This is a genomic window from Aliiroseovarius sp. F20344, from assembly GCF_023016155.1.
Classification (GTDB): Bacteria; Pseudomonadota; Alphaproteobacteria; order Rhodobacterales; family Rhodobacteraceae; genus Aliiroseovarius.
In genome coordinates this window covers 400,290-419,653 of the sequence record NZ_JALKBG010000008.1, presented here as the reverse complement: position 1 = coordinate 419,653, position 19,364 = coordinate 400,290, and the positions used below count along the sequence as shown (strand labels likewise).

Here is a 19,364-nt window from a genome sequence, read left to right as displayed (position 1 = left end):
TCCCCTCTACATCCCCCACGAAGCACATTTACGATCAATCGTTTTGCGCGAAACACCCAGACGACGTGACGCCTCAGCCCGATTTCCGCCACAGGTATCCAACACGTGAAGAATGTGCCGTTTTGTAACGAGGTCTAACGTCTCAATGGCGCGCACGCCTTTAACCTGCCCGCCGCCCGCAAACTCTTCCGGGAAGCTGCCAAGGATCACAGAACGCTCGATCATGTTGCGCAGCTCGCGCACATTCCCCGGCCAGTCATACCTGCTGATCTTCAACAGCGTATCTTCATCCAGATCCAGATCGGGCAGCGCTAGCGTTTTAGAGAACTGCCCCATGAACAGCGCAGCCAGTTCAACAATATCCTCGGAACGTTCCTTAAGAGGGGGCATATCGATACTGACGACATTAATCCGGTGATAAAGGTCGGCCCGGAATGTGCCATTGGCCACTGCCTCTTTCAGGTCTGCATTTGTGGCAAAGAAAAATCGCAGGTTAAGCGGGATATCACGCTCTGCCCCCACGGGGCGAATACGCTGATCTTCCAGCACACGCAGCAAGGCGGCCTGCATCTGCTCGGGCATTTGCGCAACTTCATCTAGGAACAAAACCCCACCATCGGCCAGCAGAAACAGCCCGTCGCGCCCCTGCCCGTCTTCGTTGATCACGCCAAACAAATCCTGCGCGCAATTGGTGGCGGATATGGCCGCACAGTTCACCGCGACAAAGGGCTTTTCGGCCCGATCTGACATAGCATGGAGCGTGCGCGCAGCAACTTCTTTGCCTGTGCCAGACGCGCCGGTGAAAAGTACCGGCGTGGGCATCGGGGCTAGGCGCGACATCATCTCGCGCACCTTGTTAATCGGGGCAGAGTTGCCCAACAAACGCCCGCGTGCGGTACTTCCTTCGGCTGACAGTTCATGCTTCAGAAGCGAGTTATCACGGCGCAGGATCTTTCGGTCCAAAGCGCGCGCTACAGCGTTCAGGATCTGATTTGCACGAAAGGGTTTCAAAACGAAATCGGCAACACCAATGCGCAATGCGTCGATCGCGGTCTCTAGGTCAGCATAAGCAGTGATCAGAATTGCGTCTGAAAACAGTCCGACCTTGCCCTGTTCGCGCAGCCAATCCAGCCCGGTCTTGCCGGGCATAATGTTATCAAGGATCACAAGGTCGAAATGGCTTTTGTCCAACGCAGCCGATGCCTCGGCCGCGGAGCTTGCTTGTTCGACCCGTTTACAGCGCGGCGTCAGGATTTTGGTCAGGAAGTTTCGCATGCCCGGCTCGTCGTCGATCACAAGGATGGACGCCCCGGCAAGGCTTTCTCCGTATTCGTCACGCATGATGTCGCCTTAGTTTCTGACAGCTGCGCCAGAATAGCGATCTGAAGAGGAATAGCCCAGCGTCCCCAATATATTGCTTGCGCCAATCGCAATCACGATGATTGCCAAAAACCCCAAAAGCATCGCTTTCATCTTTGCTTCTCCATCATGGCACCCTTCTGTGGGGTTCCAAGTTTCGCCAATGCCGCCGCCGAACCAACACCATTGTAAGATCGGCGGCGACCTTGTCATTCAGCGGCTGTTTTCGCCGCATTTCCGTTGGTGTCGCGTTCAGCAGCTTTGTATTCTTCCAACCAAATCGAATGGTGCTGTTCAGCCCAGGCTTCGTCAACTTCACCTGTGCCCATGGCATCATATGCGCCTTCCATCCCGACCGAGCCGATATAGATATGTGCAAACACGATGGCCATCAGGACAAAGGCAAGGATCGCATGCCAAGCCTGCGCCAGTTGCATCTCTTCTTGTGGCGCTAATTGAACGGGCAGCTCTCCCATCCCAATCATTTGCAGCAGGCCCGTGGCGTTTAGCATATGAAAGCTTTTCGCAAACAGCGGCAAATCGAAGGGGAAAAGAAGGGATACACCTGTAAGCGCAATCGACCCACCAAACAAAATAACCGACCAGAAAATCATCTTCTGGCCCGCATTGAACTTCTTGGCGGGCGGGTGATCGTGGCCAAACAGGATACCACCACCTTTTCTCAGCCAATGAAGATCGGTACGGTTGGGGATGTTGTGGACAACCCACATCACGAAGATCATCACGAGGCCAAGAATGAAGGCCCAAGCAACGTTGTTGTGGACCCATTTCGACCAGACAAGCAGGAAGGCATTAGCATCTTTGCCAAAGAGCGGCACAAGAAACACGCGGCCGAACAGGACCAATAGCCCAGTCAGTCCCAACACGATAAATGAGCCAGCCAATAGCCAGTGACCGAAACGTTCAATCGCTTTAAATCGGGTCACGGTGCGACCAGTACGGCCATCATCAATCTTGATCCGACCATGCAGGACATAAAATACCAGCAAGGCCACCAGCGTACCGATCAGAAGCCAGCCGCCATAGGTTCGAAGTGTGGTGTCGCGGAACTCATGCCAACGCATGCCGCCGTCTTGGACCAAAACCGTAGCGACGTCCCCGCCGGCAGAGACCTTCACGTTAGCTGATCCATAGCGCAGGGCGCGCCATGTCTCAGCGTCCGAGACCCCGCCCAGCGTGCCAAGCTGCGAAGCGATACCTGCCGCGTTGTCCGGGTCGCCCACGGCGCCTGAGCGGAAACTGTCGTCAAGTTTTTGCCCGGCCTGACGGGCCAGAATGTCTTCCAGCGTTTGCGCCCCACCAGTGGCCGAGCGGTCAATCTCGGCGGTGGTATCTGGTGTGCTTTCCTGTGCAAACCCAGCCGGAGCCAGTGTCAGCATCAGAACAAGTGCGAGTGCCATGCGCAGCATGGTCGCTCCTCCTTGTGTCAGAATTTCATGGGTTGGGCGGCCCGAAACTGTGTCGGGCCGCCCCAAGGTCAGCTGTGATCAGCCACCCTTTTGTTGATAGGCTGTACCCCAGCCCCAAGCGCCCGAACCGAAGCCACGGGCCACAACACGCTCGCGGTAGATGTTCGACACTTCGTCGCCATCTCCGGCCAGAAGCGCTTTGGTCGAACACATCTCAGCACAGATGGGCAGCTTGCCCTCGGCCAGACGGTTGCGACCGTATTTGGCGAACTCGGCGGTCGAGTGGTTTTCTTCAGGGCCACCGGCACAGAAGGTACATTTGTCCATCTTGCCACGGCTGCCGAAGTTGCCAGCCTGCGGGTATTGCGGTGCGCCAAACGGGCACGCGTAGAAGCAATAACCACAACCGATGCACAGGTCTTTCGAATGCAGCACCACACCGTCTTCGGTCTGGTAGAAGCAATCGACCGGGCAAACGGCCATACAGGGTGCATCCGAACAGTGCATACAAGCAACCGAGATCGACCGCTCGCCGGGTTTGCCATCTTCGATGGTCACAACACGGCGCCGGTTGATACCCCAAGGCACCTCGTGCTCGTTCTTACATGCGGTCACACAGGCGTTGCATTCAATGCAGCGCTCGGCGTCACAGAGAAACTTTGCTCTTGCCATTCTCTTTCCTCCTTACGCTGTCCAGATTTTGCAAAGGGTCGTCTTAGACTCTTGCATCTGGGTCACTGAATCATAGCCATAGGTCTGCGCTGTGTTCGAGCTTTCCCCCAACACATAAGGGTCTGCCCCGTCGGGATACTTGTCCCGCAGATCTTCCCCTTGGAAGTGACCGCCGAAGTGGAACGGCATGAAGGCTACGCCCTCGCCAACCCTTTCGGTGACCATCGCCATGACCTTCACTTTGCCGCCTTCCGGGCCTTCGACCCAGACTTGTTCCCCATCACGCAGGCCAAGGTTATTGGCGTCACGCGGGTTCACTTCGACAAACATGTCTTGCTGAAGCTCGGCCAGCCACGGGTTTGAACGGGATTCTTCCCCGCCACCCTCGTATTCGACCAAACGCCCGGATGTCAGAATGATCGGATACTCTTTCGAGAAATCATTCTTCTGGATCGAGGCATAGAGCGTCGGCAGACGATAGGATTGACGATCCTCATAGGTCGGATAATCCGCCACGAGATCACGCCGAGGTGTGTAAAGCGGCTCGCGGTGCAGCGGCACCGGATCCGGGAAAGTCCACACAACCGCACGGGCCTTGGCGTTGCCAAAAGGCGCACATTCGTGCTGGATCGCAACCCGCTGAATACCGCCCGACAGGTCGGTTTTCCAGTTGGTCTTGGGACCTGCCACGGCCTCGATCGAGGCACGTTCTTCATCCGTCAGATCACCGTCCCAACCAAGGTCCATCAGCATCTGCATCGTGAACTCGGGATATCCGTCTTGGATGTCCGAGTTTTTCGAATAGACGCCTTCGGCCAGAAGGTTGTCACCGTCACGCTCCACACCGAAACGGGCGCGGAATGTCAGGCCACCTTCGGACACTGGCTTGGACATGTCATAAAGGTTCGGCGTTCCGGGGTGCCCCATCTCGGCCGTACCCCAGCAAGGCCAAGGCAATCCGTAATAGTCGCCATCCGCTGGACCACCCACAGCTTTAAGCGTGGTGCGGTCAAACGTATGCTGGTTTGCCATGTGCAACTTGATGCGTTCCGGGCTTTGTCCGGTATAGCCAATGGTCCACAGACCTCTGTTGAACTCACGCGTGATGCTTTCAACATTGGGGGTGACATCGTCTTCCATCTCGATGTTCCGGAACAGGCGATCCGCCCAGCCGAACTTCTTGGCGAACATGGCCATGATCACATGGTCAGGCTTGCTTTCAAACAACGGTTCGACAACCGCATCACGCCACTGGAACGAGCGGTTCGAGGCCGTGACAGAACCACGGGTTTCGAACTGCGTCGCCGCCGGCAACAGATAAACGCCATCGGTACGGTCATGCAAAACAGCCGAAACTGTTGGATACGGGTCGATCACGACCAGCATGTCCAGTTTCTCCATCGCCGTTTTCATTTCCGGCCCGCGGGTTTGCGAGTTTGGCGCGTGACCCCACAAAACCATAGCCCGCACATTGTTGGGCTGGTCCATGTTGTCCTTGTCTTCCAACACACCATCGATCCAACGGCTTACAGGAATACCCTTCAAATTCTGAAGACTCTTTTCCTTGCCATCGGCACCGGTGAGCTTGTCGAATTGGCCGTTCAGCCAGTCGCCATCCTCGCCCCATACACGCGCCCAGTGGGCCCATGCACCTGCTGAAAGGCCATAGTAGCCCGGCAGTGTGTGGCTGAGAACTCCAAGATCAGTTGCGCCTTGAACATTGTCGTGGCCGCGGAAGATGTTGGTCCCGCCACCCTCGGTGCCCATGTTCCCCAGCGCAAGCTGAAGGATGCAGTAGGCACGGGTGTTGTTGTTACCGTTGGTGTGCTGCGTACCACCCATGCACCAAATCACAGTGCCGGGTCGGTTGTTGGCCAAAGTATACGCCACGCGGCGAAGCTGTTCACCGGGGGTTCCGGTAACGCGCTCTACCTCTTCTGGTGACCACTTCTTTACCTCGTCGCGGATTTCATCCATGCCCCAAACACGGGTGCGAATGAATTCTTTGTCTTCCCAACCGTTCTCGAAGATATGCCACAGAAGGCCCCAAACCAGCGCCACATCGGTGCCGGGACGGAAGCGGACATATTCGTCAGCATGGGCGGCCGTGCGCGTGAAGCGCGGGTCGCAAACGATCAGAGGCGCATTGTTTTCTTCTTTGGCTTTCAACACATGCAAAAGCGACACGGGGTGTGCTTCGGCCGGGTTACCACCAATGATGAAAATCGCGCGACTGTTATGGATGTCATTGTAGCTGTTGGTCATGGCGCCGTAGCCCCATGTGTTCGCCACACCTGCAACGGTGGTCGAGTGACAGATCCGTGCCTGGTGATCCACGTTGTTCGTACCCCAGTAGGCTGCGAACTTGCGGAACAGGTAGGCCTGTTCATTCGAGTGTTTGGCTGAACCCAACCAGTAGACGCTGTCCGGGCCACTTTCGTCCCGAATTGACATCATGCCGCCGCCGATCTCGTCGATCGCCTGTTCCCAGCTGATGCGCTTCCACTCACCGCCTTCTTTCTTCATCGGGTACTTCAGGCGACGTTCGCCGTGGGCATGTTCGCGAACCGAAGCACCTTTTGCGCAGTGTGCGCCAAGGTTGAAGGGGCTGTCATAACCGGGTTCTTGACCAGTCCATACACCGTTTTGGACTTCTGCCACGACCGTACAACCGACCGAGCAGTGCGTACAGACCGACTTAATGGTCTCAACCGCGCCTTCGGCAGCCGTGGCTGCCGTGGCTTGCGTCACCGTTCCTCCGGTGGCGCTGATTGCGGCAAGACCACCAATGGCCAGGCCGCTGCCACGCAAAAACGCGCGGCGGTCGACAGATTTCTCTGCGACATCGGAAAGGATACTTGTCCGCTGGGGGCGTCTCGCTACCCCGTTGGTCTTTTTCCTCAGCATGTTAACCTCCCTTGCTACCCCACTGGGGCTGGCTGGGTTGATGAATACCTTTGGCAGTCGGGCCTATCGCAACCAGTCGCCGCAGGTGCGGGTCGCTTAGCCTGTCAGAAACGGGCCGACGCGAAATAGGCGCGGGTCTGCGCCGTGTCCTGCAATTTGGTTGATTGCAGATCAGGCTCGGCGGCTGCTTCAGCCTCTTGCCCGCTGGCCATTACAGTCACTGCAGCCGCTGGGGCTGCCGTTCCGGCCAGTTTCAGAAAGTCGCGGCGGCTTGTCGCTTCCTTGTCCTTCTGGGTCATGAGAGTTCCTCCTCTCTTGTGAAGGGTGGTTTCCCACCCGATTTGCGGATCACTCCGCGCTCATCCGAAAGCCTTCCGCTTCGATTTCCATGAACACCCGACCCACTTGGCCGACGGCGGCATAGAAAACCGAGTTCTTGGCGGCTTCCAAATCCGTGAAAAAGTGACCGGCCCAAGGGCCGATATGCGTGTTGAAAAACAGTTTTTGATCGGACACGTCATGACCGCGCCCGAAACGGCCGGCGATCATGGCGCCCATCATCTCCATCAAAGATGCGATGTTGTCTTCGGGCTCGTACACGTTCTCGGCGCGAGTCAGCCCGCGTGCCGCCATGTCCTGGCGCAACTTTGCCAGCGGCTTTTCGTTCAGGAAGCCGGTTAGATAATAACTGGCATAAGGCAGCAATTCGCCCCGGCCCAAGCCGATGAACAACTTGTTGAACTCACTTTCCACACCAGCAGGTTTTGACAGTTTGGCAATCCGGGCCAGCGCATTGATCGCTGTACCAAGGGGCGTGTCGTCACCTGTTAGACCCGCTGTCATCGACAGGGTTTCTGTGCTTGGTGGATTGGCCAGCAGAAGCCCAAGAAAGTTGTATAGATCCGCCCGCATCCGATCTTCGTCGATGATAGGCGAGCTGTTGGTGGCGCTCATGGGCCTCTCCTGCAAATGGGGCTGTGTCATGTATGCGGCTCCGGTTGGGGCGTATCGAATGCAAACCGCATGCGGCGCGGTGCGGCGGCGGCCAGATCCTCGGCCGGGTAAGGTTCATGGATTGCGGTTTCACCTGTGGAGGCATCAGCCGGAGCAATGTCCAGCTCTTGCACTTCTGTTGGGTCGACCTGTGCCTGCAAGACGGGCTCGTCTTCCTCAGGCATGTCTTCATCAGGCGTGCTTTCAAACGGCGTATCGTCTTCCGCCTTACGTGCCATTTCCAGCACGTGCTGTGTCATGCCTTTGCCAACCTGATAGGCGGTCTGCAGGTTCTCAACGACGCAAGAGGCATCGGTAAAGTCTTCGCCGTAATCAACCAGCCCGTCGACATTCGCCAGAACCGGGTTCAACCGCCACAAACGGCGCAAAGCACGGGTGCGAATGCGCGCGGGCACGGCTTCGGTTAGAAACACCTTGAAATCATCGCCCTCTTCCATCGTGTCGGGATCGGGCAGATCCAGTTCGGCCAGAATGTCTTCATCCGTGCGCTCAGCCATATCTGCTTCACGCTCTGACTGAAGCTGGGCTTGCGCCAAACGGACGCTTTCCTTTTCCTCGGCCAGAACGGCAGCTTTGCGGCGTGCCCAGAAGTCGCTCATTGCAGACGCTCCTTCTTGGCTTGCACAGGCGAACGATACACATCCGCCATCTGCGCAATACGGGCATCCCCGATGCCATCCTCAACTGCGCCAATGTCTTTCTTGTCGCGCTTTCGCTTCTTGAACACCTCTTCGCGGTGATGGGTGTCGACAAAGTCGCTGACCCAAGCGTGTACGGCGGGTGGCATAGTGATCTTTTCGATTATATCCTCGCCGTTATCCGCGTAATCCTGTGCCTCATAGGGCGAGGCCGTCAGCAGCACGAGGTCCAAGGGGCGGGCGTCATCATCCGTTTCACGCATCACGGCATATAGGGCGGGTGTCTGGGCATTCAGGCCGTGCAGGTAGGCTTCAGTATCTGCACCATGCAGCTCAAGCGACGCTGTGGTGGCATGAAAATCCGTCACGTCGTTTTCTTCACGCAAAACGCGCCAATCCGCAGGACCAGCGCCCGGTAAGACATCCACAGCTTTCCATATCCAAGCCGCCCACCGGGTCACACCCGGAGCGCGTCGCAAAACGATACCGATGGGCATCGTATCAAATCTGTTCGGATCATGGATCACGTGGTGACAGTCCTCCCTGCCGGTATCCTGCCCCAGCGGTTATGACCCGAAAACGGTTTTTCACGGCTGCACAGCCATTCAGGACAAAATGTCGAACCCTCGTTCGACGGTTTTGGGGCGGCGGACGAATTGTCTAACCCGATCAAATCAATCGGATTTACAAACGCGCCCGTTTCGGACGAATCACTAAGCCTCAATCGGCCCGAACTGCCGAGGCGCTGGAAAACAAAACCGGTTTACGGCCAACAGTTTTCGTGGCTAGTTGAATGTCGAATGAAGGCTTGAAACGGGTCTGAAACGCACCAGTTTCCAATGGGGGTAATGTTGGATAAGACACTGATATTATGTGATTGTTCTGGAAGTCAGGACATTGACACTCCCGCCCTTTCCAAAGCAACAGGCGCTCCTGTATCTCAGCTGCATTCTACGCTGTGTACCACCCAAGTTGACCTGACAGCAGCAGCCATTTCGGGGGGCGACGCAATTATTTGTTGCGCGCAAGAACACCGTCTTTTCGAAGCCCTCGCCGAGGAATTAGAAGCCCATGCACCTCAGGTTCTCGACTTACGTGATCGGGCAGGATGGTCAGATGACCCTGCCTCGAAACTACCCAAAATGGCCGCTCTGGTCGCAGAGGCCGCCCTGCCTGCGACTGCCGAAAAGGTCGTTGATGTGCGATCCGAAGGGCTGTGTCTGATCATCGGGGCTGAACCTGTCGCGATCCCAGCCGCAGAGGCGTTGAAAGATCATCTTGGGGTTACAGTGTTGCTCACTGACGGTGCTGATTTGCCGGTCACCCGTTCCTATGACGTAATCCGTGGGACGCTTAAACGGGCGCAAGGTGCCCTAGGACAATTCAGTGTCGAGATCGACGCGCTAGAGCAGCTTGATCCGACAGGTCGTGGCGCTCCGCGCTTGACCCCGCCACGCGATGGCGGGCGGTCGGAATGCGACATCCTTCTGGACCTGACAGGTGACACACCTCTGTTCCCTGCCCCTGAAAAGCGCGAAGGTTATTTGCGTGCTGATCCCAGCCATGCGCCGTCGATTGCAGAGGCTGTGATGCAGGCCTCCCACCTTGTCGGCACGTTCGAAAAGCCTTTGTATATCAAAGCAGAACCGTTGCTCTGCGCCCACTCGCGCGCCAGTCAATCCGGCTGCTCCCGGTGTCTGGACGTGTGCCCTACAGGTGCAATCCAACCCGATGGGGATCACGTCGTGATCGACCCCATGATCTGTGCGGGATGTGGGGCATGTTCATCACTTTGTCCGTCCGGTGCGATCAGCTACGATGCACCGCCGGTCGATTTGACGATCCGGCGCACACAAACACTGGCGCGTGCTTACCTGGAGGCGGGAGGTAAAGCCCCGCGTCTACTGGTGGTGAATGATCATGGGTCCGAGATGATCCGACTGTCAGCCCGGTTTGGGCGCGGCCTTCCTGCTGACGTGATCCCGCTGGAATTGTCCGCGCTTGCCGCCTTTGGCCATGCCGAGATGTTGGCCGCAGCCGCAGCCGGCTTTGCTGACGTGACACTTGTGATGGGGCCCGGCGTGGACGCAGATGTCATTGCCTATGAGGCAGAATTGGCCCGCGCAATGGGTGCGCAGATCACACTGCTGGACACAAGCGATCCCGACGCGATGTCGGATGCTCTTTATGATGCGGACACCTCTGCGCCCATCACATCACCCGTGCGCCCTGTGGGCAGCCGTCGTCAGGTCGCGCGGCAGGCAGCCATCGCGCTGAACCCTGATGCCGAGGTGCTGCCCCTGCCAGATAAAGCACCCTATGGCGCGACGCTGATCGACACCGATGCCTGTACGCTTTGCCTATCTTGTGTATCGCTTTGTCCGTCGGGAGCTTTGGGTGACAACCCCGATCTGCCGCAACTACGCTTTCAGGAAGACGCCTGTTTGCAATGCGGTATCTGCGCCTCAACTTGCCCTGAAAAGGCAATCACGCTTGCGCCACAGATGAATCTGACAGCAAGTGCGCTCGATCAACAGGTGCTTCACGAAGAAGAGCCATTTGCTTGCATCGAGTGCGGTGCGCTATTCGGTGTGAAATCAACCATCGAAAAAATCACAGAGAAGCTTGCAGGCAACCACGCCATGTTTGCCAACCCGGAAGCCGCACGGATGATCCAGATGTGTGACAATTGCCGTGTGAACGCGCAGTATCATTCTCAAAACAACCCCTTTGAAGCAGGTGACCGTCCCGTGCCGCGAACAACGGCAGACTATCTGTCAAAACGACGCGATCACTAATCCAAAACAGGAGCCACCCATGAGCGATGATTTCAACATGTCGATGCGTAAATTTCTCAAGCAAGTTGGCGTGACCTCGCAACAAGCCATTGAAGAGGCCTTGCGGAGCTCTCCCGAGACCGAGGGCAAAAGCTTCAAAGCGCGCGCGGTCATCACCATCGACGAGCTGGGCATGACCCATGAGGTCGAAGGCGACATCAAGGCACAGGAGTAATACGTGACCCGAGAACAGGTTCTGGACGCGCTCAAGGGCGTGAACGATCCCGCTGGTGGCGACATCGTGTCTTCGGGCACGATGCGGGCGCTGAATGTGGACGGAGACGCGGTGCGGTTTGTGCTGGAGATCGATCCGGCACGCGCGCTGGCCTACGAGGCTGTGAAGTCGCAAGCCGAGACGGCGTTGGCCGCCATCGGCGTCACCGCAAACATCGTGATGACAGCTCATAGCAGCCCCGCTGCCCCACCCGACTTGAAACCGCAATCCGCAGCCGCTGCCCCCAAGGGGCCGGAAAAGATCCCCGGCGTGGATCGCATTCTGGCTGTGGCCTCGGGCAAAGGTGGGGTTGGCAAGTCAACCGTCTCGGCCAACTTGGCGTGTGCATTGGCTACCGAAGGGCGGCGGGTTGGGCTTTTAGATGCGGATGTTTATGGACCGTCGCAACCCCGAATGCTGGGTGTCTCCGGTCGGCCCTCCAGCCCGGATGGGAAAACCATCCTCCCCCTGCGCAATCACGGGGTCACGATGATGTCGATTGGTCTTATGACCAACGATGATCAGGCTGTGGTCTGGCGCGGTCCCATGCTGATGGGCGCGCTACAACAAATGATGACACAGGTCCAATGGGGCGCTTTGGATGTTCTTATTGTCGACCTGCCACCGGGTACCGGCGATGTACAAATGACTCTGGCGCAAAAAGCCCCTGTTGATGGCGCGGTGATCGTGTCGACACCTCAGGACGTAGCGCTTCTGGACGCGCGCAAGGGGATCGACATGTTCAATCAGATGAATGTGCCGATCCATGGTATGATCGAAAACATGTCCACCCATATCTGCTCGAATTGCGGCCACGAGGAACACACGTTTGGCCATGGTGGCGTCGCCGCTGAGGCCGAAAAGCTTGGTGTGCCGCTTCTGGCAGAGATCCCTTTGGACCTGCAGATCCGCTTGGCCGCTGATGGCGGCGCACCGATTGTGACCAGCCAGCCTGACAGCCCACAAGCTGAAGCTTTCCGCAAAGTTGCGCGCACCCTGATTGACGGGGGGCACGCATGACCGACGCCGTGGTCTTTCCACCAATGATGTCAGGCCATGATGCCACGGGATCCGGTGACGCATTCAATGTAGCGGTGTCCAAGGCAGCGATGGGCTGTGATGCTGGATTGATCGTCTATGACTTGGGCCAAAACACGCTTTCCGCGGCCCTGGTTTTCGCCCCCGAGGTGCCTTTATCTCGCGCCATGTCCATGTTGCCAACCTGCGGGATTGGGTTTCAGAACGCCCTAGGCGCGCTGGCCCCGCCCGAGGTTGCGGTTCATTTGGAATGGGGCGGCGGTATCCGCGTGAATGGCGCGCGCTGCGGCAGATTTCGCGTTGCAGCTTCAGACCCAGACGTCAATTCTGTGCCCGACTGGCTTGTCGTGGGATTCACTCTGCCGCTTTGGCCCGAAGGGGACCGCCCGGGGGATACGCCCGATGACACCGCACTATATGCCGAAGGCTGCGTGGAAGTCGAAGCCCCGCGCCTTCTTGAGGCATGGGCGCGCCACACGCTGAACTGGATTAACCGCTGGGAAAACGAAGGTCCGCGCGCACTGCATGAAGAATGGCGTGGATTGGCGCATGGAATGGGCGAGGATATGAACCAAGGCGACCGTACTGGCAGTTTTATGGGTGTGGACGAGGACTTCGGCATGCTGTTACGCGATGGCGAAGGCAAAACCCATCTTATACCTCTGACCAATCTGCTGGAGATCACCTGATGAAACTTGCGATTGCCACCCATCTGGATGACAGCGACACGCGTGTCTTCGCCAACCACGCCCGTACAGGGGAATGGTGCATTGCTGGCGGGTTTGAATTCTCAAACTGGGCCGAAGGTGATTTGGTCGGCAAAGCACGTCAGGCGTTTTCAAATGGTTGGCTTGGTTTGGACACCGGCGGTCGCGTCACTTTCGTCGCGGTGACAGCGGTGGAACCAAGTGAAGTACAGCGCCTGACCGATCAGCTGGCCGAACACTTTGTCACCTATTACGGCGCTCCGGATGTCGCAGCGGCGCGTCCTGTCGCAGCCGAGGAAATTGCCCACATGGCAGACCTATGCGACGAACATGAAGATGGTACTCTGTTAACCGTTGCCCGCGAGCTAACTAAATCCGGTGTGCGCGAGAGCTTTCGGGCGATCAAACCCCAGCAAGCCCAGCTTGATCAATTTGCGGTTCACGGATCTCTCGACGACTGAAACCCTATTCGCATGAGGTGGCTGATTGACGTAACGGCCCCGTTCTTGCACTCCTGCAGCCCCTCAGGGATGCGTTGATCGCAAGCCTTTCAACCCATGATAGGCTCTTACCTAAAAAACTACATCCTTAGTCTGTAAATTTCCGTGATCTGTGTTGGCGGACTGTCCCGCATCGGTAATGGTTAACGTGATTAACTAAAACGAGTTTTGTAACGATCGCGAACAACCACCATATTTTTGGGGACACAGGGATGGAAAAGCAGAAAATTGCCGTGATTGGCGGCGGCGTGGGGGCTATGACAGCCATCTACGCGATCACGCAAACCGCGGATTGGGACAAAAAATACGATATTACGGTTTATCAACTTGGATGGCGGACAGGCGGCAAAGGTGCCAGTGGACGCAATGCTAAGCTTGGCCAAAGGATTGAAGAACACGGGTTGCACGTTTGGGCGGGATTTTACCAAAACGCCTTTCGCAACATGCGCAGTTGCTATGAACAGATGGTCGAGCTTGGGTTGCGCAAGGAAAGTGACCCGCTTGGCACGATGGACAAGGCGTTCAAGCCTCTATCGCACCTGTTTCTGGCCGAGAACGTCCCCACAGACGATCCCAACGAAAACCCGTGGCGTCCTTGGGTAATTGATCTGCCCGAGAATGACGAGGTCCCAGGGGAGGAAACCGAAGTCCCATCCCCGTTCGAGATGATGATGCGGATTCTGCAAATCATGCTCGAGTTCCTACGTAGAGGAGAGCTTGAAGGAGGTGCAGATGGCCCGCTGGGAATCGAAGTCCCAGATGGCCTTTTGGATCGACATGAAAGCATCCTGTCGCATCTGAAATCCCTGCCGGGCGCCGGTCTTCCCGTAGGTCCTCATAATTCAGATTTGCTGCTTGAGATCATCGAAGATGCGCAGGCCGAGGTTCACAAACAGCAAACCCCGGAAAACATGGCACGGGACAGCGTGCGCCGGGGCTTGAACCTGATGGATATCGGGCTGGGGTACATGCATGGGGTGGTCGGTTCGGACACGTTCACCAGTGGCTATGACATACTGGACCAGTGGGAGTTTTCAGACTGGCTACGAATGAACGGCGTCAGCGATCAGGCACTCAAATGGGTATCGATCCGGGGCTGCTATGACTTCGTCTTCGGCTTCCCGTTGGGCAACACCGAACGCCAAGGCGATGCCGGTGCTGGAACCGCGCTACGTGCCATGACACGACTGATCTTCACTTACTCCAAGGCCATCTTCCACAAGATGCAAGCCGGGATGGGGGACACGATCTTTGGCCCTTACTATCTGGTTCTGAAAGAGCTGGGCGTGAAGTTCGAGTTTTTCAACGCCGCCCGCAATCTGCATCTGGACGAGGACCGCACCCATATCGATCGCATCAGCATGGTGCGGCAAGCCAAAGTTAAATCCGGCAGCTATGACCCGTTGGTCGATGTGGATGGCCTGCCCTGCTGGCCGTCGGAACCGCTGTGGGATCAGCTGGAAGATGGCGCGCACTTGAAAGACAGCGGCATCAATTTCGAAAGCGAGCGCACGCCGCCCAAAGGCGAGGCTTACACTCTAAAGCGGGGCGAGGATTTCGACCTTGTGATCCTTGGCGCGTCGATCGGCTCCCTACCCTACATGTCGCAAGAACTGTCCATCGCGTCCGAGCGTTGGCGCAACATGCTGGACCGCGTGAAAACGGTGCCGACCCACGCGTTGCAATTGTGGATGAACAAGACCCCAAAACAGATGGGGTGGGAGAAACTGGTAAAAGCGCATAACTCGCAGAAATCCCTTCCGAAATCTCCTATGCGCACTGTGATCACGGGATTTGCGGAACCTTTAGACACTTGGGCCGACATGTCCCACCTGATCCCGCACGAAGAATGGGGGGCGAACAAGCCCAGCTCCATTGCATATTTCTGCTCTCCTGCGCCGGATGGCGAGGACATGCGTGACTTCAACGAGAGCTTTGGCAAGTGGATGGACAAGGATCTGGTCAAGATTTGGCCAGGGGCCGAGAAAGACGGCAAGTTTGACCGAAGCCTCCTGCATGAAAACGAAGAGGCCGGAATCTATTCCCGCGTGAACATGTTCGGCTCGGAACGCTATGTGCTCTCGGTCGCCAACAGCGTTTATCACCGGCTGGCACCGTCGCAGAGCGGCTTTGCCAACCTGTACTTGGCAGGGGACTGGACCCGTTGCGGGCTGAACGCGGGTTGCGTTGAAGGGGCAACCATGTCGGGGATCGCCTGTGCCTCGGCCCTGACGGGCGAAACGCTTTTGAATGTGGGTGCTGAAGACATTGCCCGCGAGGAAACGGTGTCTGAAAAAGCGATGTTCCAGACGAATTCGGTTTCCGGAACCAAGTGGCCACTGACGCCCTTCTTTGCGCGGGGCGAGATGAGTGGCGTCTTCCTATTTTACGAACTGCCGCGGGCCGAGGTTCAGGCCATGTTGCCACCGGGTATTGAACTTGGACCGAGCCCCCTAAGCCGCCCGGGCTTTCATCCCGTTGGCATGTCCTTTTGCCACTATCACAATGTGCGCGGGTCATTCGTACCGGATTTTCTGGCCATGTCCCCTTATGGAGAGGCAACTTTCGCCATCCCTTACACGCGCACGGCCGAGGCACGAGAGGCGCCTCTGCTTTATCCCCGCAGGCTCTACGTCAACAACAAGTCCGCGATCATGGCTGGGAAGGTGTTCTATGCGATGCCGAAAGTCTGGTCGGACATCAAAGTCGAGAACACGCGCTTCACTGCGACTGGCCCGCGCGGCATGCAGATCGAGGCATGCTTTCAGCAGCATCAAGATCCCGACCCGTTGCCCGGCCATCCTGCGCAAGGAGCAATATCGAATCTGCTGAACATGACCTTCGTGACCCGCAATTCATCGGGCCGCATGTTCTACAACGCTTTCGACTTGCAACTTGATCGTGCTTATGTCGCCCCGGTTTCAGCCCAGATCGAGGTTAAAGACCCGGATCCACTAGGTTTTCCGACAACAAAGTTTGACGCCGCCCCATTACAGTTGCAAACTGGGGAACGCCTTCCCGGTGCGTTCCGGGTTTGGTGCTCATGGGCGATGACCAACCCGTTGGATTCAAAACGGGTACGTCATGCGGCCATGGCGAGGGAGTGGGTTCGTCAAAGATCGATGAGGTAAGAATGCAGGCCACCAACTGTTTGTCATGCGCAGAGCCACTTGTTGAAGGGGCCCGGTTCTGCAGCAGTTGCGGGGCTGAAGTCATCGCGAATGCGGACAATCCTGAACTTCGGATTCTGACCATTCAGTTCATCGACCTTGTCGGCTCGACCGCTTTTGCCAGCTCGACCGAGCTTGAGACCTATGACGACACAATCGCCGCGTTTCACCAACAGGTAAATGACACCGTTGAAACCTACCGTGGGCGTGTACTGCAGCGCTATGGCGATGGTGTGTTGTCGTGCTTCGGTCTGGATCACGATGGAGAAGATTCAGCCCTTTCCGCAATCGCCTCTGGCCTGTCCATCGCGAAAACCATGCCCGAACGCGTGAACGGACAGCAAGTACGCGTTGGGATTGATACCGGGCAAATCATGTGTCGCGTCGGCCAGCAGGGCACTTTGTTCCCGCAACTGACCGGGCTGCATGTGAACAGAGCCGCCCGTTTGCAGGAACAGGCCAAAACCGGCGGCGTCGTGATATCGGGGCAAACGAAATCCTTCTTGTCGCGGCTGGCCCGTCTGGATGAGGCTTCACAAGATACCCGCAAGCTAAAGGGGATCGATGAACCTGTTGATTTGATCGAGGTTACCGGCTTCCATTTCGAAGAGGATCACACCAAGCAGTCGGAGCTGCTGGAGCGCGATAAAGAGCTTGCTCTGCTACAAGATGACGACAACCGCGCGCATGCGCTGATTGGCCCTGCTGGCATCGGAAAATCAGTTCTTCTGGATGCGTTTGATCGGGCGCAGACGGGTGCAAACGCAATCAAAGTTGATGCGCGTGCAAACCTTCAGCAATCAGCCCTATTCCCGATCACCGAAACCCTTCGCCACGAGCTATGCCTAAAGGGCCAATCCGCCCTGTCCGATCTGAATGCGAAACTAAAATCCATCGGGATCACCCTGTCAGACCAGGACCAGATGGTGATGGCGGGTCTTCTTGGCCTACAAGCGGCCCAACCGGTTTTGCTAACCCCAGAACAGTTGCAATCTCGTCGGGTTATGCTGGCGACCCGTGCACTTGCAGGTCTTGCAATCACACGTCGCGCCGCAATCACCTTTGATGACTTGCACTGGTTCGATGATGACACGATCACGGTGCTTGAAGCGCTTTTGAAAGCAGAAGGTGGCGCTCAGCGTATCGTGGTAACAAGTCGCCCTTCGGACAAGATCGATGCCTTGCTGGAGACTACCTCCATCGAAGCGGTCCACTTGTCACCACTGAGCGACGAAGCGGCGCAAACTGCGCTTTCGTCCTATCCAGAATTTGATGATACCCAACGCCGTCAGATTATTGATGCAGCCGAGGGGAACCCGCTGTTCCTGTCAGCCCTCGCCACCCACGCCCGACAGTTTGGGTCTGGTGACGCATCACAGCAGCTTCCACAGACGATTGAAGCGACGTTCCAAGCGATCATCAACGGGTTCGGGGCACTCCGCGACGTCATCCAATGTGCATCCGTACTGGGGCGCGAGTTCAGATCCGATCACGTGGCACATCTGTTAACGGATCGCCAGAACCTGGAAGATGAGCTTGGGGTTCTAACCATTCGCGGCATTTTCAACCCCCGCGCTGATGGGCTGTCATTCGATCACATCCTCCTGCGGGATGCGGCCTACGAAATGATACCAGGCAAACGCAGGCGTACCCTTCACAAGCAATTCGCCGATGCCATGCAGGTGCAGGACCCGGCCTATTGTGCGACCTACCCTCACCTTATGGCAGACCACCGCATCGCGGCACGGGACCATGAACAGCTTCCGGCGGCATGTATGCATGCAGGGATTCACATGCTGATGGCCGTGAATTTTGATCAATCCATGGCTTATCTGGATCACGCCCGGACCGATATGGAGGCGCAGGCCGCCCCTGAAAAAGTAACACGTATGGAGTACCTTCCGGTTCTGTCCCTTCTGGCCAGCGCCACAGTGCAACGCATGGGGTTTGCGCACCCCATAGTTCTTGAACGCTATCAGCTTTTGGAAGATGCGGTTGGTCATGCCGAGGGCACCGACCGGCAACGGATGACCGCGCTTTACGGCCTGTTTGCCCACCGCATAATCAATGGGCGCGTGCGCGAAAGCGGCGAATACGCCGATATGATGAAGGCCTTGGCCGAAAACGGAGATGACGAGCTTAAGGTCATCTGGCTGGTGAACGAAACTGCCCACGCTTTGTACTCGGGTCAATTTGATCGGGCTGCCATTGGTAGTGCTATGCTCAAGTCGCTTTACAAAACAGAAGAACATGGCCGCTTGTTCCTAGAACTTGGCGCCGACCCGCTTGCGTCGGTTCTATCCGCCGACGCGCATGTGCTTGCACGTAAGGGTGATCTGGATGGTGCTTTGGCGGCGATGTCAAAGGCACACGAACACCTAAATGCCATCGGAGCCGTGGCACAAATTCCGTGGATTCATATCTTCGGAGGTCAAGCGCTGCTTGCAGGTGGGCATCTGGACCTCGCGGAACGTGAAATCCAAGCAGGCATCGAGGTTGCGGACGAACAACAGGCGCAGTTCTGGTCGCTGAACGGTCGGCTTTGGCTGACAATCGTGCAAATCTATCAAGGCCACACCGCGGAAACTCCAGCCGCGCTAGAAATGATGGTCGAACAGGCCAGTATGATTGGCGCGGGTTTGAACGCCCCATTCTACAAAGCGGCTTTGGCGAAAGCCTATTTGGCGAATGGTGATCTGGAAACGTCACAATCACTTCTCGATCAAGCAAAAATTTTGTCTGATGAAGTGGGAGAGTATGAGTGGGACCACTCCATCCGCGAAATACGGACAGAGTTATCACAAACTCAAACTGGTGTGTCGGCGCCTCCGGGCCTGAGTTCCCAGAGCTGACGTAGCGCCTCACCACTCACGGCAGC

Annotated in this window: 16 protein-coding genes; 7 read left to right on the top strand and 9 right to left on the bottom strand. The window is 56.9% G+C overall.

All coding sequences use genetic code 11. The features are described from left to right. Positions 1–6 precede the first annotated feature (6 nt). From MWU55_RS11080 to MWU55_RS11040, 9 genes are all read right to left on the bottom strand, one after another. Positions 7–1,341 (bottom strand): sigma-54 dependent transcriptional regulator, encoded by a 1,335-nt coding sequence (locus MWU55_RS11080; RefSeq protein WP_246936235.1) that lies wholly within the window; start codon positions 1,339–1,341, stop codon positions 7–9. 9 nt (positions 1,342–1,350) lie between these two features. Then, positions 1,351–1,572, bottom strand: a complete 222-nt coding sequence (locus tag MWU55_RS11075; protein ID WP_246936234.1) for a hypothetical protein — start codon at positions 1,570–1,572, stop codon at positions 1,351–1,353. After that, positions 1,569–2,789, bottom strand: a complete 1,221-nt coding sequence (locus MWU55_RS11070; RefSeq protein WP_246936233.1) for a formate dehydrogenase subunit gamma — start codon at positions 2,787–2,789, stop codon at positions 1,569–1,571. The genes MWU55_RS11075 and MWU55_RS11070 overlap by 4 nt, the downstream gene beginning before the upstream one ends. Positions 2,790–2,867: 78 nt before the next feature. Next, positions 2,868–3,461: a formate dehydrogenase FDH3 subunit beta gene (fdh3B, locus tag MWU55_RS11065; protein WP_246936232.1), complete on the bottom strand. Its 594-nt coding sequence runs from the start codon at positions 3,459–3,461 to the stop codon at positions 2,868–2,870. A gap of 12 nt (positions 3,462–3,473) precedes the next feature. Then, a complete protein-coding gene (locus tag MWU55_RS11060; RefSeq protein ID WP_246936231.1) occupies positions 3,474–6,368 on the bottom strand; it encodes a formate dehydrogenase subunit alpha in 2,895 nt (964 codons plus the stop codon). A gap of 104 nt (positions 6,369–6,472) precedes the next feature. After that, positions 6,473–6,667, bottom strand: a complete 195-nt coding sequence (locus MWU55_RS11055) for a twin-arginine translocation signal domain-containing protein (protein WP_246936230.1) — start codon at positions 6,665–6,667, stop codon at positions 6,473–6,475. 49 nt (positions 6,668–6,716) lie between these two features. Further along, positions 6,717–7,322 carry a molecular chaperone TorD family protein gene (locus tag MWU55_RS11050; protein ID WP_246936229.1) on the bottom strand — a complete coding sequence of 202 codons (606 nt, stop codon included), beginning with the start codon at positions 7,320–7,322 and terminating at the stop codon, positions 6,717–6,719. 26 nt (positions 7,323–7,348) lie between these two features. Continuing rightward, positions 7,349–7,981: a DUF3306 domain-containing protein gene (locus MWU55_RS11045; RefSeq protein ID WP_246936228.1), complete on the bottom strand. Its 633-nt coding sequence runs from the start codon at positions 7,979–7,981 to the stop codon at positions 7,349–7,351. After that, positions 7,978–8,547 carry a DUF3305 domain-containing protein gene (locus MWU55_RS11040; protein WP_348646233.1) on the bottom strand — a complete coding sequence of 190 codons (570 nt, stop codon included), beginning with the start codon at positions 8,545–8,547 and terminating at the stop codon, positions 7,978–7,980. The genes MWU55_RS11045 and MWU55_RS11040 overlap by 4 nt, the downstream gene beginning before the upstream one ends. 312 nt (positions 8,548–8,859) lie before the next feature. Here MWU55_RS11040 and MWU55_RS11035 point away from each other — a divergent pair, with 312 nt between their 5' ends. The 7 genes from MWU55_RS11035 (at position 8,860) to MWU55_RS11005 (ending at position 19,338) form a co-directional block, all read left to right on the top strand. After that, the gene (locus MWU55_RS11035; RefSeq protein ID WP_246936227.1) at positions 8,860–10,818 is read left to right on the top strand and encodes a 4Fe-4S binding protein; all 1,959 of its coding nucleotides are present in this window, start codon (positions 8,860–8,862) and stop codon (positions 10,816–10,818) included. A 19-nt stretch (positions 10,819–10,837) separates the two neighbouring features. Further along, entirely contained in the window at positions 10,838–11,032 is a 195-nt protein-coding gene (locus MWU55_RS11030) for a DUF6494 family protein (protein ID WP_246936226.1), read from the top strand. Between the two features lie 3 nt (positions 11,033–11,035). After that, on the top strand, positions 11,036–12,091 hold the full coding sequence (locus MWU55_RS11025) for an Mrp/NBP35 family ATP-binding protein (RefSeq protein WP_246936225.1): 1,056 nt from the start codon (positions 11,036–11,038) through the stop codon (positions 12,089–12,091). Continuing rightward, positions 12,088–12,798 (top strand): biotin/lipoate--protein ligase family protein, encoded by a 711-nt coding sequence (locus MWU55_RS11020; protein WP_246936224.1) that lies wholly within the window; start codon positions 12,088–12,090, stop codon positions 12,796–12,798. Before MWU55_RS11025 ends, MWU55_RS11020 begins: the two co-directional genes overlap by 4 nt. Beyond that, complete coding sequence (locus MWU55_RS11015; protein WP_246936223.1) at positions 12,798–13,277, top strand: DUF6505 family protein; 480 nt, start codon at positions 12,798–12,800, stop codon at positions 13,275–13,277. The genes MWU55_RS11020 and MWU55_RS11015 overlap by 1 nt, the downstream gene beginning before the upstream one ends. 251 nt (positions 13,278–13,528) lie before the next feature. Further along, the gene (locus MWU55_RS11010; protein WP_246936222.1) at positions 13,529–16,447 is read left to right on the top strand and encodes an acetoacetate decarboxylase family protein; all 2,919 of its coding nucleotides are present in this window, start codon (positions 13,529–13,531) and stop codon (positions 16,445–16,447) included. Between the two features lie 2 nt (positions 16,448–16,449). Continuing rightward, a complete protein-coding gene (locus tag MWU55_RS11005) occupies positions 16,450–19,338 on the top strand; it encodes an adenylate/guanylate cyclase domain-containing protein (protein WP_246936221.1) in 2,889 nt (962 codons plus the stop codon). The last annotated feature ends 26 nt before the right edge of the window (positions 19,339–19,364 follow it).

What these genes read in the sequence shown, in the direction of transcription:
- MWU55_RS11080 (WP_246936235.1), bottom strand. Translation starts at nt 1,341, where the DNA reads ATGCGTGACGAATACGGAGAAAGCCTTGCCGGGGCGTCCATCCTTGTG.
- MWU55_RS11075 (WP_246936234.1), bottom strand. Translation starts at nt 1,572, where the DNA reads ATGACAAGGTCGCCGCCGATCTTACAATGGTGTTGGTTCGGCGGCGGC.
- MWU55_RS11070 (WP_246936233.1), bottom strand. Translation starts at nt 2,789, where the DNA reads ATGCTGCGCATGGCACTCGCACTTGTTCTGATGCTGACACTGGCTCCG.
- fdh3B (WP_246936232.1), bottom strand. Translation starts at nt 3,461, where the DNA reads ATGGCAAGAGCAAAGTTTCTCTGTGACGCCGAGCGCTGCATTGAATGC.
- MWU55_RS11060 (WP_246936231.1), bottom strand. Translation starts at nt 6,368, where the DNA reads ATGCTGAGGAAAAAGACCAACGGGGTAGCGAGACGCCCCCAGCGGACA.
- MWU55_RS11055 (WP_246936230.1), bottom strand. Translation starts at nt 6,667, where the DNA reads ATGACCCAGAAGGACAAGGAAGCGACAAGCCGCCGCGACTTTCTGAAA.
- MWU55_RS11050 (WP_246936229.1), bottom strand. Translation starts at nt 7,322, where the DNA reads ATGAGCGCCACCAACAGCTCGCCTATCATCGACGAAGATCGGATGCGG.
- MWU55_RS11045 (WP_246936228.1), bottom strand. Translation starts at nt 7,981, where the DNA reads ATGAGCGACTTCTGGGCACGCCGCAAAGCTGCCGTTCTGGCCGAGGAA.
- MWU55_RS11035 (WP_246936227.1), top strand. Translation starts at nt 8,860, where the DNA reads ATGGGGGTAATGTTGGATAAGACACTGATATTATGTGATTGTTCTGGA.
- MWU55_RS11030 (WP_246936226.1), top strand. Translation starts at nt 10,838, where the DNA reads ATGAGCGATGATTTCAACATGTCGATGCGTAAATTTCTCAAGCAAGTT.
- MWU55_RS11020 (WP_246936224.1), top strand. Translation starts at nt 12,088, where the DNA reads ATGACCGACGCCGTGGTCTTTCCACCAATGATGTCAGGCCATGATGCC.
- MWU55_RS11015 (WP_246936223.1), top strand. Translation starts at nt 12,798, where the DNA reads ATGAAACTTGCGATTGCCACCCATCTGGATGACAGCGACACGCGTGTC.
- MWU55_RS11010 (WP_246936222.1), top strand. Translation starts at nt 13,529, where the DNA reads ATGGAAAAGCAGAAAATTGCCGTGATTGGCGGCGGCGTGGGGGCTATG.
- MWU55_RS11005 (WP_246936221.1), top strand. Translation starts at nt 16,450, where the DNA reads ATGCAGGCCACCAACTGTTTGTCATGCGCAGAGCCACTTGTTGAAGGG.